The organism is Bradyrhizobium sp. 199, from assembly GCF_023073355.1.
Classification (GTDB): Bacteria; Pseudomonadota; Alphaproteobacteria; order Rhizobiales; family Xanthobacteraceae; genus Bradyrhizobium.
The window spans coordinates 412,540-428,964 of the sequence record NZ_JADPJI010000008.1; the positions used below are offsets into that span (position 1 = coordinate 412,540).

The window sequence follows — 16,425 nt, forward strand, 5'->3', positions numbered from 1 at the left end:
TCGCTAAGGTCAGAAAAAGAGTCGGGGCGACCCGCCGTGCCCGGCCGTAACAAACTGAGGTGCCCATGGCCGCTATCTATTCCGACCTCGCCGGCAAGGTCGTGCTCGTCACCGGAGGTGCAGCGGGAATTGGCGCTGCGATCGTGCGGCGCTTCGCGGAGCAGAAATCCAAGGTGGTGTTCTTCGACATCAAGATCGAGGAGGGACAGCGCCTGGCGCGTGAGCTGTCCGATCAGGGCATGGCTGCGCATTTCCAGCAGGTCGACCTCACCGACATCCCCGCGCTCCGTGCCGGAGTCGTCGAGGCCCGCAAGGCTCATGGCCCGATCAACATCCTGATCAACAATGCCGCCCATGACGAGCGCCACCACGCCGAGGAGATGACGCCGGAATATTGGGACGACCGCATTGCGGTGAATCTCAAGCACCAGTTCTTTGCGTCACAGGCCGTGTTGCAGGATATGAAGGCAGCCAATGCCGGCGCCATCATCAATTTCGGCTCGGTGTCGTGGATCGCCGGCCAAGGCGGCATGGCCGCCTACACCGCCAGCAAGTCAGGCGTGATCGGGCTGACGCGCTCGCTGGCGCGCGACTACGGCCCCTACAACGTCCGAGTCAACGCGATCGCGCCCGGCTGGATCATGACCGAGCGGCAGCTCGAGAAATGGATGACCCCGGCCGGCGAGATCGAGTTGCAGCAGCGACAATGCCTGAAGCGCAGGCTCATGCCGGACGAAGTTGCGAAGTTCACCGTCTTCCTCGCGTCCGACGAGGCCTCCGCCTGCACCGCTCAGCACTACATCGTCGATGGCGGCTGGGTCTGAGGTGGTTTGAGGAGGCGAGGCGCCGAGTCACTGTTAGTGTCGCAGAGCCGTGCAGCGCTCCAGTCTGGTCGGTTTCATCAGCTATTTCAGGAAAGCCGGGCTCCTGGCTGGGGCGGGAGGGATCGAACCTCCGAATGGCGGAATCAAAATCCGCTGCCTTACCACTTGGCTACGCCCCATCAGGCGACCGACGGAACGGAGCGGAAGAACCGGCGCCCGCAGATTCCCTTCGGTCGCAGCCGGTCTATAGGGAGCGGCGCGGCATTTCAACCGCCTGAAGGGCAAAATACCACCCGCCGCCGCCCGACGCGCGACACTCTTCATGGCGGCTCCGTGGCGGCACCCGCTCTCGGCCGGCGACGGCCACTCCCGCCCATTGAGACCGCCTTCGTTTCGTGGGAATACGGCGCCAATATTTGTCCACGGGAGTGAACCATGACCTACCGCGCGCCGATCAATGACATGCTGCTGTCGCTCAACCATGGCGCCGGCCTCAAGGCTGCCGTGGAGGCCGGTCATTACGGCGATTTCGATGCGGACATCGCCGCGGCCGTGCTGGAGGAAGCCGGCAAGTTCGCAAGCGACGTGCTGGCGCCGCTCAACAAGGTCGGCGACGAGCACGGCATCAAGCTTGACGACGGCAAGGTCACGACCGCGCCGGGCTGGCCGGATGCCTACAAGCGCTGGACCGAAGGCGGCTGGAACGCAGTCTCCGGCCCCGAGGATTTTGGGGGCCAGGGCCTGCCGCTCGCGATCAACGCCGCCTGCACCGAGATCTGGAGCGCCTCGAACGTCGCCTTCGGCCTCTGCCCGCTGCTGACGGCGTCGGCGATGGAGGCGCTGGAGGCGCATGGCAGCGACGAGCTGAAGAAGATCTATCTCGAGAAGCTCGTCTCCGGCGAATGGACCGGCACCATGCAGCTCACCGAGCCGCAGGCCGGCTCCGACGTCGGCGCGCTGCGCACCCGCGCCGAGAAGCAGGCCGACGGCACCTATCGCATCAAGGGGACGAAGATCTTCATCACCTATGGCGAGCACGACATGACCGACAACATCGTGCATTTCGTGCTGGCACGTCTGCCGGATGCGCCCGCCGGCACCAAGGGCATCTCGCTGTTCCTGGTGCCGAAGTTCATGGTGAATGCCGACGGATCGCTCGGCGCGCGCAACGATATTTTCGCCAGCGGCGTCGAGCACAAGCTCGGCATGCATGCTTCCCCGACCTGCACCATGACCATGGGCGATCATGGCGGTGCGATCGGCTTTTTGATCGGCGAAGAGAACCAGGGCATGCGTTGCATGTTCACGATGATGAACCAGGCCCGCCTTGGCGTCGGCCTAGAGGGTGTCGGCATTGCCGACCGTGCCTTTCAGCAGGCATTGTCGTACGCACAAGAGCGCAAGCAGGGCCGCGCCCTCGGCAATAAAAGTGACGGCTCCGATCCGATCTTCGTGCATCCCGACGTCAAGCGCATGCTGATGCGCATGCGGGCGCAGACCGCGGCAGCACGCACCATCTGCTATGCGACCGCCGTCGCGATCGACGTCTCGACGCGCGCCAGGGATCCCAAGGTGCGAGCCGATGCCGCTGCGCGCGCGGCGCTGCTGACGCCGATGGCCAAGGGCTATTCCACCGATATCGGCAACGAGGTCGCCTATCTCGGCGTGCAGGTGCATGGCGGCATGGGCTTCATCGAGGAGACCGGCGCTGCGCAACACTACCGCGATGCGCGCATCACCACGATCTACGAGGGCACCAATGGCATCCAGGCGATTGACCTCGTCACGCGAAAGCTCGCGGCCAATGGCGGCGCGTCGGTGTGGGCGCTGCTGGACGAGCTCTCGGCAACCGTCAGCGAAGTCGAGGCCTCCAATGATCCCGCTTTCGGCACCACGGGCGCGAAGCTGCGCGAGGCGCTGGAGGCGCTGACGCGCACCAGCAAATGGCTGCTGGACCGGGTTGCGTCGGCGCCGAACGAGGCGCTGGCGGGCGCAACGCCGTATCTGCAGCAGTTCGGCGCCACGCTCGGCGGCTGCATGCTGGCATCCGAAGCGCTCGCCGCCAAGGCCGACGGTAACACCGACGCCGCGCGCTACGTCTCGCTGGCGCGTTTCTTCGCCGAGAACATCACGGTGCAGGCACCCGCGCTCGAGCGCACCGTGACGGAAAGCGCGAAGTCGGTCGCGGCGGCGGATGCGGTGCTGTTGGGGTGAGCGCGCTCGCTACGACGCCGCGAGCTTCCTGCGGCTGCCCGGCCGCCACAGCACGATGCCCGCCGCAACGAGATCCAGCACCACGCACATCGCAAATGCCATCGTGTAGCTGCCGGTAAAGCTCCGTACCAACCCGACGATGCCGGGGCCGAAGGCGCTGACGATGCCGCTGATCGAGGTGCCCAATCCCATGGCGGCGGCGAAGGCGCTGGCGCCGATCTCGCGCTGGATGATCAAGGGCGGGAACGTGATCATGTTCCCGATCGAGAAGCCGTAGACGGCGCAGCACACCAGCAGCATCGTCGGGTTCGTGCTCTGCAGGAGAACGAACAGCGCAACCGCCTGGCTCGTCATCGACGCAGCGCAGGCGAGCCGCGGATCGAGCCGGTCGACGAACAGGCCAAGCGAGAGGCGGCCGACCACCGCCATCGCCGCCATGACAGTGACCGCGAGCCCTGCGGCGGAGCGGCCGACCAGCGGCTCGAGAAAGCTCACCTGGTGGATGATGAATCCCATCTGCGCCAGCACCGCGACCGCGATCGGCAACACCATGGTCCAGAACGCCGCGTTGGCGAGCAGCGTCTTGCGGGAATGGCTTGGCGCGGCCACGCCGCCGGACGAACGCTCCTCCGATGCCGGCGACATCCCGGTCGGCCAGCCGATGAAAATCACGACCACCGGCACCACCAGCACCATCATCGCCGTCGTGGCCGCCAGCATCGCGGAACGGAAGCCGACACTGTCGCTTAGCATCAGCAGCAGCGGAACGAGGACGATGCCGCCGCAAGTCGCGCCGTTGAACGCGAGACTGAGCGCAAGCCCGCGTCGCCGTTCGAACCAGGAGTTCAGCACGGTTGCGATCACCACGGTGCCCATGCCGGTCCAGCCGACCGACATCAGGCCATAGGCGAGATAGAGCTGCCAGGGCGTCTCCATCAACGCCAGCAACACCGTAGATGCCCCGAGCGCCACCAGGCCGCACAGGATCAGCGAGCGCAACCCGATGCGGACGAGCAGATCGTCGGTGAAGATGACGAGCACGGAGGTCAGAAGGAACGAGAACGTGCTGGCGGCGGAGACCAGCGTGCCGGACCAGCCATGCGCGCGCTGCAACTCGGCAAGATAGACGCCCTGGCCGTACAGGCCGAAGCCGAACATGAAGAAGGCCATCAGGAAACAGGCCAGCACGACGCGCCAGCCGCGATAGTGCAGCGAGGATTCGTCGACGCGGGTTGCGGCAATCATCAATCGAGCAATCGGCCAAATGGAAACCAAGCAGGGCAGATCGTGCCGCACAACTCCTGGTCATTCAACAAAAACATTGTAGCCTTTTGTTGCGCGCGCTGACCTCGATGCACCTCGCACTGCGCACGTCTCCGCGACGACGGAAGGCCCGTACCACTACGGCCAGGTATGGTTGAGGTTTCTTAACTGTCCAGGGCTAGATTCAATTCAGCCGAAGCAAGCGGCGTGTCGAGCCGCTTCGCGTACGTTGCAGTGATTGGAATAGCCATACAGGTTTGGACCAGCGCCGTTTTCGGCGTGTTGCGCTCTGCCTGCTCGTCTGCAATCGCCTCCCTTTCCCCGCAGGACAACGCCAATGATGTCATTGTTCAATAATCTACGAATGCCCACCAAGATCGGCTTGATCACCGGCGTGCTCGGCGCGGTCATGATCGCCCTGGTCGGTTACATCGCAACCCGGATGGCGGCTGTCGATGCGGCCTACTCGGATATCGTCGTCAGGATCGACACCTCCACTACCCTGGTGCCGCGTATCGCCCGCCGGGTCGAGACTTACCGCGCTGCAGCATTCGAGCTCCTGGTCGAAACAACTGACGCCGGCAACGCCAGGCTGTTGAAGGCCACGAAAGAGAATTCGGAATGGGCAATCGAGAATCTCAACAAGGTCCGGCAGAGCGTGCCTGAGAAGGCGGCGGAGATTGGCACGCAGATCGAAAGCCTCAAGAAAGCATTTGCTGCCTGCACCCCGGCTATCGCGTACGCCTCCACCACGACCAATGCGGAGGAGAACCTAAAGGCCGCCGAACGGATGCGTGTCGAATGCAATGGCGTTCTCCAGGAGGCGGTCGCCTCGCAGATCCATCTCGCCGAAACGATGGTGGCGTTTGCCAAAAGCAGGGCCGACGAACAACATGCGGACGCCGCCGCCGAGATCAGGAGTGCCTACATCCTTGCCGCAGTCTCCGGCATTTCCGCCATCGCCGGCGCGCTGCTGCTTGGTATCTTCGGTATCGCGCGGCCGCTGACGGGCCTGGTCGGTCTGCTCAATCGCATGGCCAAGGGCGAGGACGTCGAAATGACGGCGCTGGGCCGCCGCGACGAGATCGGCGACACGGCGCGCGCAGTGGAGAGCGTAAAGACGATGCTCGCCGAGAAGGCCCGCCAGGAGGCACTTTCCAAGTCCGAGCAGGATCGCCTTGCCGGCGAACAACGCAAGCAGGAGATGTACAAGCTCGCCAACCAGTTCGAAGGCGCAGTCGGACAGATCATCGAAACGGTATCCTCCGCCTCAACCGAGCTCGAGGCCTCCGCCAGCACGCTGACCGCGACCGCGGAACGCTCCCAGCAATTGTCGACCGTCGTGGCGGCAGCGTCCGAGGAAGCCTCCACCAATGTGCAATCGGTCGCGTCAGCCACCGAGGAGCTGTCGTCGTCCATCAACGAGATCAGCCGTCAGGTGCAGGATTCCGCGCGCATGGCAAGCGAAGCCGTCGGCCAGGCGCGTGCAACCACCGTCGAAGTCGGCGAACTTTCGAAGGCGGCGAGCCGGATCGGCGACGTCGTCGAGCTGATCAACACCATCGCTGGGCAGACCAACCTGCTGGCGCTGAACGCAACCATCGAGGCGGCACGGGCCGGTGAAGCGGGCCGTGGCTTCGCCGTGGTCGCCTCCGAGGTAAAGGCGCTGGCCGAACAGACCGCGAAAGCGACGGGTGAAATCGGGCAGCAGATCTCGGGCATTCAATCGGCGACGCAGGCCTCGGTCGGTGCGATCAAGGAGATCAGCGGGACGATCGAGCGGCTGTCCGAGATCGCCTCGGCGATTGCCGCAGCCGTCGAAGAGCAAGGTGCGGCGACCCAGGAGATTTCCCGCAACGTCCAGCAGGCGGCACAAGGCACGCATCAGGTTTCGTCCAACGTGACGGCCGTGCAGCGGGGCGCCGCGGAAACCGGCTCGGCATCCTCGCAGGTGCTGGCGGCCGCGCAATCCCTGGCGCTCGAAGGCAACAGGCTGAAGCTCGAGGTCGGGAATTTCCTGAACACGGTGCGCGCCGCGTAGGTGGGTGTGACTGGCACCACTTCGGCGATCGGGATACCGGGCCTCGGGAACACCGCGCATCGCCCGGCCGCTCTGTCCGCGGGGCTGTCTCTGGGTACCCGATCGCCCCGAAGTCAGGGCGTTCCCGCCAAAAACTTCCACCCGGCATTGGCACCTCCGTGAGATGATGTAGGTTGAGGTAGCGAGACCAGCCCACGTCAACCGCGGCGGCCGCACGGGGGACCCGATGGCGAATGGCAATATTATTGTGGCCGAAGAGCACGCAACGCGCGTGATCACGCTGCGCCGGCCGGGCAAGAAGAACGCCATCACGCAGGACATGTATCGCGAGATGAGTCGCGCGATCGACACCGCGCAGAACAATCCTGATATCCGCTGCATGATCATCATCGGCGGCTCCGGCGTATTCACCGCCGGCGACGACATCGACGATTTCATGCACGCCGACACGTCACGCCCCGAGACGCTGAGCGACGGAGCGAAATTCCTCTATTCACTCGCCCTGAACGTCAAGCCAATCATCGCCGCCGTGGATGGGGCATCGATCGGCATTGGCACGGTCATGCTGTTTCACTGCGACTACGTGCTCGCATCCACGGCAGCTAGCTTTTCCGCGCCCTACATCCGTTTCGGGCTGGTTCCGGTCGGGGCTTCCAGCCTGCTGATTCCGAACACGATGGGTTACCAGCGCGCCTTTGCGATGCTGGTGATGGGGCGGACCTTCACCGCCGCGGAGGCGCATACCGCAGGCTTCGTCAACGCGGTGGTGTCATCGGGACACACCGAGGTCGAAGCCCGCAAAGTGGCACGCGAGATTTGCAAGCTTCCGGCCGAGGCCGTCGCGATCTCGCGCAAATTCCTACGCGCCGCGCCGGAACAGCTCACCCGCCGCATCGATCAGGAAGCCAATCTGTTCGGCGAGCGGCTGAAGTCGGAAGAAGCCACCGCCGCGTTCAACGCGTTTGCAGACAGGAAGAAAAAATAGGGTAACGAGAACCTTCGTGAAATCTTCGCGCGGAACGACTAGTCTGGCTCCATGCGACATGTTCTTCGCCTCACCGCCTTCTCGCTTGCGCTCGCCACCCTGCCCGCGTCCGCCCAAACCGCCGCGCCCGTCGAGCTGCGCATCCTCGCGATCAACGATTTCCACGGCAATCTGCGCCCGCCGCCGGGTGGCATCCGGATCGGAGATCCCGAGGACAAGGCCAGGAAGGTGATGGTGGCGGCCGGCGGCGCCGAATACATGGCGACGCTTGTCAAGCAGCTGCGCGAAGGACACAAGAACACGATCTTCGTCGCCGCCGGCGACCTGATCGGCGCGAGCCCGTTCCTGTCGGCGATGTTCCACGACGAGCCTTCGATCGAGGCGCTGTCGATGATGGGGCTCGCGATCACCTCGGTCGGCAATCACGAATTCGACGAAGGCAAGGCCGAGCTGTTGCGGATGCAGAATGGCGGCTGCCATCTCCTCGAGGGCTGCCAGGGACCGCATCCCTTCACCGGCGCCAAATTCCGTTATCTCGCGGCATCGACCATCGAGACCGCGACCGGCAACAGCGTGCTGCCGCCCTACGAAATCAGGGAGTTCGACGGCATCCCCGTCGCCTTCATCGGGCTGACCTTGAAGGAGACCGCGGGCATCGTCTCGCCGTCGGGCATCGCCGGGCTCGAATTCCGCGACGAAGCCGAGACGGTGAACGCGCTCGTGCCGCAGCTGAAAGCGCGCGGCGTCGAGGCAATCGTGGTGCTGATCCACCAGGGCGGCGAGCCCGCCGGCGACTACAATGAATGCCCTGCCATCACGGGGCCGATCGTCGACATCGTCAAGAAATTCGACCGCGCCGTCGACGTCGTCGTCAGCGGCCATACCCATCGCGCCTATGTCTGCAACATCGACGGGCGGCTGGTCACCAGCGGCGACAAATACGGCACGCTGGTCACCGCGATCGACCTGAAGCTCGATCCCACAACGCGCGACATCGTCGGCGCCACGGGCGAGAACGTCATCGTGGCCAATGCCTCGCTGGCGAGGGACGCGGATCAGACCGCGCTGATCGAGGCCTACGACAGGCTCTCGGCCCCGATCGCCAACCGGCCGGCGGGATCGGTGACGCAGACGCTGTCGCGCGTGCCGAACGAGGCCGGCGAAAGCCCGCTCGGCGATGTCATCGCCGACGCGCAATTGCTGGCCACCCGCGACGCGAAGGATGGCAGCGCTGTCGTCGCGCTCACCAACCCCGGCGGCATCCGCACCGACATCGTCCCGAAAGAGAACGGCGCGATTACCTTCGGCGATGTCTTCGCAAGCCAGCCGTTCCGCAATCGCCTCGTCACCATGACGCTGACCGGCAGCCAGCTCAAGGACATGCTGGAACAGCAATGGTTGGACCCGAAGCGGCCGCGGATCCTCCAGGTCTCGAACGGATTCAGCTATGCCTGGGATGCCGCGAAGCCGTTCGGCGAGCGCGTCGTCGCCGAGAAGATGACGCTCAATGGCAGGCCGATCGAACCTGCAAGCGGCTACCGCGTCACCCTCAACGATTACCTCGCCGTCGGCGGCGACGCTTTTACCGTGGCCAAACAGGGCACCGCGCCACAATATGGCGGCTACGACGCGGACGCGCTGTTTGCGTTCTTCCGGGCACACGGACCGATCGGCCCGCTACCGCTGAGCCGCATCCAGCGCGTCAATTGATCGGGATCGAACCGGCCGGCGCGGGACGCCCCTTTGCCATTCCCGGCCAAGCGCATAGATTAGGTGCATTGCGTTTTGGCGCCGGATGCGCCAACGACGCCAAAGCCCGTTTCCTGTGAGGCCGACCTGATGAGCACGCTTCTCCTTTCCCACAAGGCCTGCCTCGACCATGTCACGCCGCCGGGACATCCTGAGAGGCCGGATCGTCTTCGTGCGGTGGAAGAAGCCCTGTCGAACGAGCGCTTCCAGTTCCTGGTGCGCGACCAGGCGCCGGAGGGTGATCTCGACCTCGTCACGCTCTGCCACAACGAGCATTACGTCACCGAGCTGCGCCACATCGCGCCGTCCAGCGGACAGGTCTATATCGACGGCGACACTTCGATGTCGCCGGGCACGTGGGAGGCGGTGATGCGCGGCGTCGGCGGCGCGGTGGCGGCGACCGAAGCGGTGATGGCGGGCGAACATCGCAACGCCTTCGTCGCGGTGCGCCCGCCCGGCCATCACGCCGAGATCGGCAAGCCGATGGGCTTCTGCTTCTTCGACAATGTCGCGATTGCCGCGCGCCACGCGCAGCGCAAATACGGCATCAAGCGCGCGGCCATCGTCGATTTCGACGTCCATCACGGCAACGGCACGCAGGATATCTTCTGGTCAGACCCGACCGTGATGTACTGCTCGACACACCAGATGCCGCTGTTTCCGGGCACCGGCGCCAAGAGCGAACGCGGCGACCACGACACCATCGTCAACGCGCCGCTTGCCTCCGAGGACGGCGGGCCGGAATTCCGCTCCGCGTTCGAGAATCTGATCCTGCCGCAACTCGAAAAATTCAGCCCCGAGTTCGTGGTCATTTCCGCCGGCTTTGATGCGCATTATCGCGATCCGCTGGCCTCGCTGAATCTTCGCGCGGAAGATTATGCCTGGGTGACGCGCAAGCTGATGGATCTCGCCGACAAGACCGCGGGGGGCCGCGTTGTTTCGGTGCTCGAGGGCGGCTATGACCTGCAAGGACTGAAAGAATCTGTTACGGCGCATGTCGGCGCCCTGATGGGCGCCTGACGACGCCCGCCACATTAAGCCCGTAAAACCCGCCTTCACTGCAGGGCGAGCGAATCGGGCAATCGGAAACGTATATGGCCGAAAATATTCAAGTCGACGTGTCCAGGCTCACCTTCGAGCGCGCGATCGAGGAACTCGAAACGATCGTGAAGCGGCTCGAGGACGGCAAGGTGCCGCTCGAGGAATCCGTGACGATCTACGAGCGCGGTGAGGCGCTGAAGCGCCGCTGCGAGGAATTGCTGCGCCAGGCCGAGGCCCGCGTCGACAAGATCACCACCGATGCCAGCGGCCAGGCCACCGGCACCGCGCCGCTCGACGTCCAGTAAGCCAAGGCTATCCCCCGGCTTCCCTCACTCGGTTTCTGACCGCACTCGACCCCCATGACACGGGGATGGCCGCGTAGCGGGCCGAGTTTTCACAATCGCATGGCGCCGTGCCGTGAGACGTGAGGGTTCCATGGGTAGGCGCACTGCTTGCCATTGTGCAACAGGCCCCTCAGAGACCGAAAAGTTCTGATTTCGCGGCGAAAAAGCCGCCGAGGGAACCAGCCAAGCCAGGAACCCCTCATTGCGGGCCACAGTTAACCACTCTGGCCCGCCGGTTGCATCCGCATACCCCTAATCGGTCCGGCGGGTTGGCTTTGGCCCAAGCTTTGGTGTAAAGCTGCGCGGAGTGTGGCTTTTTGCAAGCCTTGCGTTGGCACCGATTACCGACGACAAGCGCTTCAAACTGCTAATGAATTGGCTGGGACGGACGAAGCCGATCTAAAGTGACAGGGATCACAGAGACTGAACCGGAGCGCACTTAAGCTTACCTAAGCTTGAAGACGGGGCCTTGCCCCATGCAGGTGGCTCCGACGGTTAGGACTCGCGCTGCGCCGATATTGTACAAACCCATCGCGCACCGGAATGACCTTCCGGCGCTGACAAATTGGAAATCGCCGTGAACGCATACAGTAAGACGCCGCTTCTCGATACCATCCGGACGCCGGACGACCTGCGCAAGCTCAAGGTCGAGCAGGTTCGCCAGATTGCCGACGAACTGCGGCAGGAGACCATCGATGCCGTCTCGGTCACCGGGGGGCACTTCGGCGCGGGTCTCGGCGTGGTCGAGCTCACCACCGCGATTCATTACGTCTTCGACACGCCGCGCGACCGGCTGATCTGGGACGTCGGCCATCAAGCCTATCCGCACAAGATCCTCACCGGCCGGCGCGACCGCATCCGCACGCTGCGCACCGGCGGCGGCCTGTCCGGCTTCACCAAGCGCAGCGAGAGCGACTACGATCCGTTCGGCGCGGCGCATTCCTCGACCTCGATCTCCGCCGGCCTCGGCATGGCGGTGGCGCGCGACCTCTCTGGCGGCAAGAACAACGTCATCGCCGTGATCGGTGACGGTGCGATGTCGGCCGGCATGGCCTATGAGGCCATGAACAATGCGGGTGCGATGAACTCGCGCCTGATCGTCATCCTCAACGACAACGACATGTCGATCGCGCCGCCGGTCGGCGCCATGAGCGCCTATCTGTCGCGCCTCTACTCCGGCAAGACCTATCGCACGCTGCGCGATGCGGCCAAGCAGATCAACAAGCGCCTGCCCAAGATCATCGCGAGCCGCGCCAACCGCGTCGAGGAATATTCCCGCGGCTTCATGATGGACGGCGGCACGCTGTTCGAGGAGCTCGGCTTCTACTATGTCGGCCCGATCGACGGCCACAATCTCGACCATCTGCTGCCCGTGCTGAAGAACGTCCGCGACATGGAGACCGGCCCGATCCTGGTCCACGTCGTGACGCAGAAGGGCAAGGGCTACGGCCCGGCGGAAGCCTCCGCCGACAAGTACCATGCCGTCGTCAAGTTCGACGTCGCGACCGGCACCCAGGCAAAGTCCAAGCCGAACGCGCCGGCCTACCAGAACGTGTTTGGCGCGAGCCTCGTCAAGGAAGCCGAGAAGGACGACAAGATCGTCGCCATCACCGCGGCGATGCCGTCCGGCACCGGCGTCGACATCTTCAACAAGGCATTCCCGGACCGCACCTTCGACGTCGGCATTGCCGAGCAGCACGCAGTGACGTTCGCCGCCGGTCTCGCCACCGAAGGCTACAAGCCGTTCTGCGCGATCTACTCGACTTTCCTGCAGCGCGGCTACGACCAGATCGTGCACGACGTCGCGATCCAGAGCCTGCCCGTCCGCTTCGCCATCGACCGCGCCGGCCTCGTCGGCGCCGACGGCGCGACGCATGCCGGCTCGTTCGACAACGCCTATCTCGGCTGTCTGCCGAACATGGTGATCATGGCGGCGGCCGATGAGGCCGAGCTCGTGCACATGGTGGCGACCCAGGTCGCGATCAACGACCGTCCGAGCTCGCTGCGCTATCCGCGCGGCGAAGGTCGCGGCATCGAGATGCCGGAGGTCGGCATTCCGCTCGAGGTCGGCAAGGGCCGCATGATCCGCCAGGGCAGCAAGATCGCCCTGCTCTCGTTCGGCACGCGCCTTGCCGAATGCGAGAAGGCGGCCGACGAGCTCGCCGCCCATGGCCTGTCGACCACGATCGCCGACGCGCGCTTCATGAAGCCGCTCGACACCGAGCTGGTGCTCAAGCTTGCTCGCGACCACGAGATCCTGATCACGATCGAGGAAGGCTCGGTCGGCGGCTTCGGCTCGCATGTCGCGCAGTACCTGACCGATCAGGGCGCGCTCGACACCGGGATGGTCAAGTTCCGCTCGATGGTGCTGCCCGACGTGTTCCAGGACCACGACACGCCGGCCGCGATGTACGGCCGCGCCGGTCTCGACGCCAAGGGCATCGTCGCCAAGGTGTTCGAAGCGCTCGGCAAGGACGTGAAGGCCGAGACGGTCAAGCTGGCCTGAGGGCGAGCTTCGACCTCGGCGAAGCAGCGCGACGTCCATGAAGATCTATCTGGCAGGTCCCGACGTGTTCCTGCCGGATGCCATCGAGATCGGCCGGCGCAAGGCTGCGATCTGCGCAGCCCATGGCCTCGCCGGCCTCTATCCTCTCGACAACGCGATCGACCTCACCGCGCCGGATGCCTCGCGCCAGATCTATTGCGGCAACGAGGCGATGATGGACGAGGCCGACGCCATCATCGCGAACCTCACGCCGTTCCGGGGCGCCGGTGCAGATCCCGGCACCGTCTACGAACTCGGCTACATGGCCGGCCGTCGCAAATTCTGTCTCGCCTATTCCAACGACGGCACCGTCTATGCCGACCGGGTCGGTCGCTTCATGGCCGTGACGTCCGAGGACGGACGGCTGGTCGATTCACAGGGGCTGACGGTCGAGGACTTCGGCCTCCCCGACAACCTCATGATGATCCACGCGCTGGAGCTGCACGGCTGCCCGCTGGTGACGCCCGCGCAGATGCCCATCGACGTCTGGCACGATCTTGCCGCGTTCGAGACTTGCGTCCGGATGGCAGCCGCGCGATTGATCGCTACATAAGCACCTCAGTCGTGCCCATGAGAGCCTGATGTCCCCTGCCCGCAAGCGCGCAGATGTATTGCTGGTCGAGCGCGGCCTGTTCGAGAGCCGGGCGCGGGCGCGCGCGGCGATCGAGGCTGGCCTCGTCACGGCCGACGATAAGCAGGTCACCAAACCGTCGGAAACGATTGCCGAGGATGCGGTGATCCAGGCCGAACCCGCGCACCCCTACGTTTCCCGTGGCGGCGTCAAGCTCGCCGGCGCGCTGGAGCGTTATCCGATCGAGATCGAGGACCATGTCTGCCTCGATGTCGGCGCTTCCACCGGCGGCTTCACCGAGGTGCTGCTGGCGAACGGCGCGAGTCTGGTGTTCGCAATCGATGTCGGCACGAGCCAGCTGCACCCCTCGCTGCGCAACCATCCAAAAATCGTGTCGATGGAGGAGACCGACATCCGCAGCTATGACGGCAAGCGGCTGCCGGCGCGGCCCGATGTCGTCGTCATCGACGTCAGCTTCATCTCCCTCAAGTTGGTGCTGCCGGTTGCGCTTTCCCTCGCCGCCGCGCCGACGAGGCTGTTGGCGCTGATCAAGCCGCAGTTCGAGGCGGACAGGAAACACAACAAGAAGGGCATCGTCCGCGACGCCGCCGTGCACAAGGAGATCTGCGACGACGTCACCGCCTTTGCCGCCTCGCTCGGCTGCACCGACATCGAGATATTTCCCTGCTCGATCGCGGGCGGCGATGGCAATATCGAATTCTTCCTGGGTGCGCGCCGTGGTTGAACGTCTGACGATCGATCATGTGGGCCATCGCGGCGACGGCGTCTCGACGGCGACGGGCGAAGCCATCTATGTGCCCTACACGCTTGGCGGTGAGACCGTCGAGGTCGATCACGTCGTGGGCAACCATCCCGACCGGCGCAAGCTGCTCGCGGTCGATGTCGCAAGCTCCGAGCGTACCGAGCCGTTCTGTCGGCATTTCGGCGTCTGCGGCGGCTGCGCCATCCAGCACTGGGCGGCTGAGCCCTATCAGGCCTGGAAGCGCGGCATCGTGGTCGAAACGCTGGCGCAGGCCGGCATCGATTGCGCGGTGGCGCCGCTCGTCGATGCTCACGGCGCCGGGCGAAGGCGCATCACCCTGCACGGCCGCTTTGGCACGCATGACATTCTCAAGGTCGGTTTCTCCGCGACGAGTTCGCACGACGTCATTCCAATTGATCGCTGCCCGATCCTCGATCCCGCGCTCGATGGCGCGCTTGATGCCGCCTGGGCGCTCGCCGAGCCGCTGACATCCCGGATGCCGGTGACCAAGCCGCTCGACATCCAGGTCACTGCCACCGCCAACGGCCTCGACGTCGATGTGCGCGGCTCCGGTCCGTTGCCGACGGCGCTCGTCACGGCACTCTCGCGCGTCGCCGAGCAGCACCGCCTGGCGCGGCTGACGCGGCATGGCGAGCTGGTGCTGCAACGATTGCCGCCGACGGTGAAGATGGGCCGCGCCGAGGTGACGCTGCCGCCGGGTTCGTTTCTGCAGGCGACCGTCGCAGGCGAAGAGACGCTGGCCGCGCTGGTCGCCGAACGCATCGGCAAGGCCAAGGAGGTTCTCGACCTTTTCTGCGGTGTCGGCCCGTTCGCGTTGCGGCTCGCAGAGAAGGCCCGCGTCGCCGCCTATGACAACGACGCTGGTGCCATTGCGGCCCTCGTGAAAGCTGCGCGCACCCCGGGCCTGAAGCCGATCAAAGCCGAGCCGCGCGATCTGTTTCGCCGCCCCTTGGTGCCGCCGGAGCTGCGCGATTTCGATGCCGTGGTGTTCGACCCGCCGCGCCAGGGCGCGCAGGCGCAGGCGCTGAGGCTCGCCGCGAGCAAGGTGCCGGTGGTGATCGCGGTGTCCTGCAACGTCGCGACATTCGCCCGTGACGCGCGGTTGCTGATCGACGGCGGTTACAAGCTCGGGGCCGTCGTGCCCGTCGACCAGTTCCGGCACACGCCGCATGTGGAGCTGGTGGCGCAGTTCAGCCGTTGACGTCCCATCGTTACGGCGACGGCTCGAATTGCGGCTGCCATCGCAGCAGGTAAGACTGCAGCGAGCGCACCGCGATTGCGAGCAGGATGCCGACGAACATCATCACGAAGATGGCAACCATCATCTCGCTGGCATTGGCCCGCGCCTCGGCTTCGATGATGAGCTTGCCGAGGCCGCGTTCGGCGCCGATGAACTCGCCGACGATGACGCCGATGAGCGCAAAAGACACCGCCGGCAGGAGCGAAGCGAACACCCAGGCAAGCGCGGACGGGATCACGACGGTCCGCAGCACCATGAACTCGCTGGCGCCGAGCAGGCGGGCCGCTGCGATCTGGTCACGGTCGACCGCACGCGTTCCCTCGAAGGTGTTGAAGAACACCACGAAGAAGACAACGAGCCAGGCCGTGGCAATCTTGGAGAGGTCGCCGAGGCCGAAGATCAGGATGACGAGCGGCACCAGCGCAATGCGCGGTATCGAGTTGAGCGCCACGATGTAGGGTCCGAACACCCGGGCAAGGAAATCGGAGCGGCCGAGAATCAGGCCGGCCGCGATCCCACTCGCCGACCCGAACAGAAAGCCCCACCAGGTGTTCTTCAGCGTGACGAGCGTGGCAAGCCACAGATTGTTGTCGTTAGCCTTGATACAGGCGGCAAAGCCGCCGGCGTCGGCGAAGCAACCAAGCCGCAAAAAACTCTGCCAGATCAGCGACGGCTTGGCGACGAAATAGGGATCGAGGATCTTCGGCACGTAAACCTTCGGAAGCAGCGCCTTGCTCCATTCGAAGCCCCACTGCCAAACGACGAAAACGGCTGCAAGAATGGCCAGCTGCCAGAACAGGATGGCGGTGCGGCTGTGGGACATG

At 64.9% G+C, this 16,425-nt stretch carries 13 protein-coding genes and 1 tRNA gene; 11 read left to right on the plus strand and 3 right to left on the minus strand.

What is annotated here, in order from left to right:
• Positions 1–65 precede the first annotated feature (65 nt).
• The gene (locus tag IVB28_RS24340) at positions 66–824 is read left to right on the plus strand and encodes an SDR family NAD(P)-dependent oxidoreductase (RefSeq protein ID WP_247529569.1); all 759 of its coding nucleotides are present in this window, start codon (positions 66–68) and stop codon (positions 822–824) included.
• 104 nt (positions 825–928) lie between these two features.
• Here the strand turns inward: IVB28_RS24340 and IVB28_RS24345 are convergent.
• A tRNA-Gln gene (locus IVB28_RS24345) sits at positions 929–1,003 on the minus strand.
• A gap of 256 nt (positions 1,004–1,259) precedes the next feature.
• Between IVB28_RS24345 and IVB28_RS24350 the strand changes: the two genes are divergently transcribed.
• Positions 1,260–3,038, plus strand: a complete 1,779-nt coding sequence (locus IVB28_RS24350) for an acyl-CoA dehydrogenase (protein WP_247529570.1) — start codon at positions 1,260–1,262, stop codon at positions 3,036–3,038.
• A gap of 9 nt (positions 3,039–3,047) precedes the next feature.
• On the opposite strand, the gene IVB28_RS24355 is transcribed toward IVB28_RS24350, so the two are convergent.
• Positions 3,048–4,283: an MFS transporter gene (locus IVB28_RS24355; RefSeq protein ID WP_247529571.1), complete on the minus strand. Its 1,236-nt coding sequence runs from the start codon at positions 4,281–4,283 to the stop codon at positions 3,048–3,050.
• A gap of 355 nt (positions 4,284–4,638) precedes the next feature.
• Between IVB28_RS24355 and IVB28_RS24360 the strand changes: the two genes are divergently transcribed.
• From IVB28_RS24360 to IVB28_RS24400, 9 genes are all read left to right on the plus strand, one after another.
• A complete protein-coding gene (locus IVB28_RS24360; RefSeq protein ID WP_346730763.1) occupies positions 4,639–6,342 on the plus strand; it encodes a methyl-accepting chemotaxis protein in 1,704 nt (567 codons plus the stop codon).
• A gap of 226 nt (positions 6,343–6,568) precedes the next feature.
• Complete coding sequence (locus IVB28_RS24365) at positions 6,569–7,327, plus strand: enoyl-CoA hydratase-related protein (protein WP_247529573.1); 759 nt, start codon at positions 6,569–6,571, stop codon at positions 7,325–7,327.
• 51 nt (positions 7,328–7,378) lie between these two features.
• Complete coding sequence (locus tag IVB28_RS24370; RefSeq protein ID WP_247529575.1) at positions 7,379–9,037, plus strand: bifunctional metallophosphatase/5'-nucleotidase; 1,659 nt, start codon at positions 7,379–7,381, stop codon at positions 9,035–9,037.
• 129 nt (positions 9,038–9,166) lie between these two features.
• The gene (locus IVB28_RS24375; protein WP_247529576.1) at positions 9,167–10,096 is read left to right on the plus strand and encodes a histone deacetylase family protein; all 930 of its coding nucleotides are present in this window, start codon (positions 9,167–9,169) and stop codon (positions 10,094–10,096) included.
• 74 nt (positions 10,097–10,170) lie between these two features.
• Positions 10,171–10,422 carry an exodeoxyribonuclease VII small subunit gene (locus tag IVB28_RS24380; RefSeq protein ID WP_212080902.1) on the plus strand — a complete coding sequence of 84 codons (252 nt, stop codon included), beginning with the start codon at positions 10,171–10,173 and terminating at the stop codon, positions 10,420–10,422.
• A gap of 616 nt (positions 10,423–11,038) precedes the next feature.
• A complete protein-coding gene (gene dxs, locus IVB28_RS24385) occupies positions 11,039–12,967 on the plus strand; it encodes a 1-deoxy-D-xylulose-5-phosphate synthase (protein WP_247529577.1) in 1,929 nt (642 codons plus the stop codon).
• A gap of 37 nt (positions 12,968–13,004) precedes the next feature.
• The gene (locus IVB28_RS24390; protein ID WP_247529578.1) at positions 13,005–13,559 is read left to right on the plus strand and encodes a nucleoside 2-deoxyribosyltransferase; all 555 of its coding nucleotides are present in this window, start codon (positions 13,005–13,007) and stop codon (positions 13,557–13,559) included.
• A 28-nt stretch (positions 13,560–13,587) separates the two neighbouring features.
• Positions 13,588–14,322, plus strand: a complete 735-nt coding sequence (locus IVB28_RS24395) for a TlyA family RNA methyltransferase (protein ID WP_247529579.1) — start codon at positions 13,588–13,590, stop codon at positions 14,320–14,322.
• The gene (locus IVB28_RS24400; RefSeq protein ID WP_247529580.1) at positions 14,315–15,562 is read left to right on the plus strand and encodes a methyltransferase; all 1,248 of its coding nucleotides are present in this window, start codon (positions 14,315–14,317) and stop codon (positions 15,560–15,562) included. The genes IVB28_RS24395 and IVB28_RS24400 overlap by 8 nt, the downstream gene beginning before the upstream one ends.
• Positions 15,563–15,572: 10 nt before the next feature.
• Here the strand turns inward: IVB28_RS24400 and IVB28_RS24405 are convergent, their stop codons facing one another.
• Complete coding sequence (locus IVB28_RS24405; protein ID WP_247529581.1) at positions 15,573–16,424, minus strand: ABC transporter permease; 852 nt, start codon at positions 16,422–16,424, stop codon at positions 15,573–15,575.
• Position 16,425: the final 1 nt, after the last annotated feature.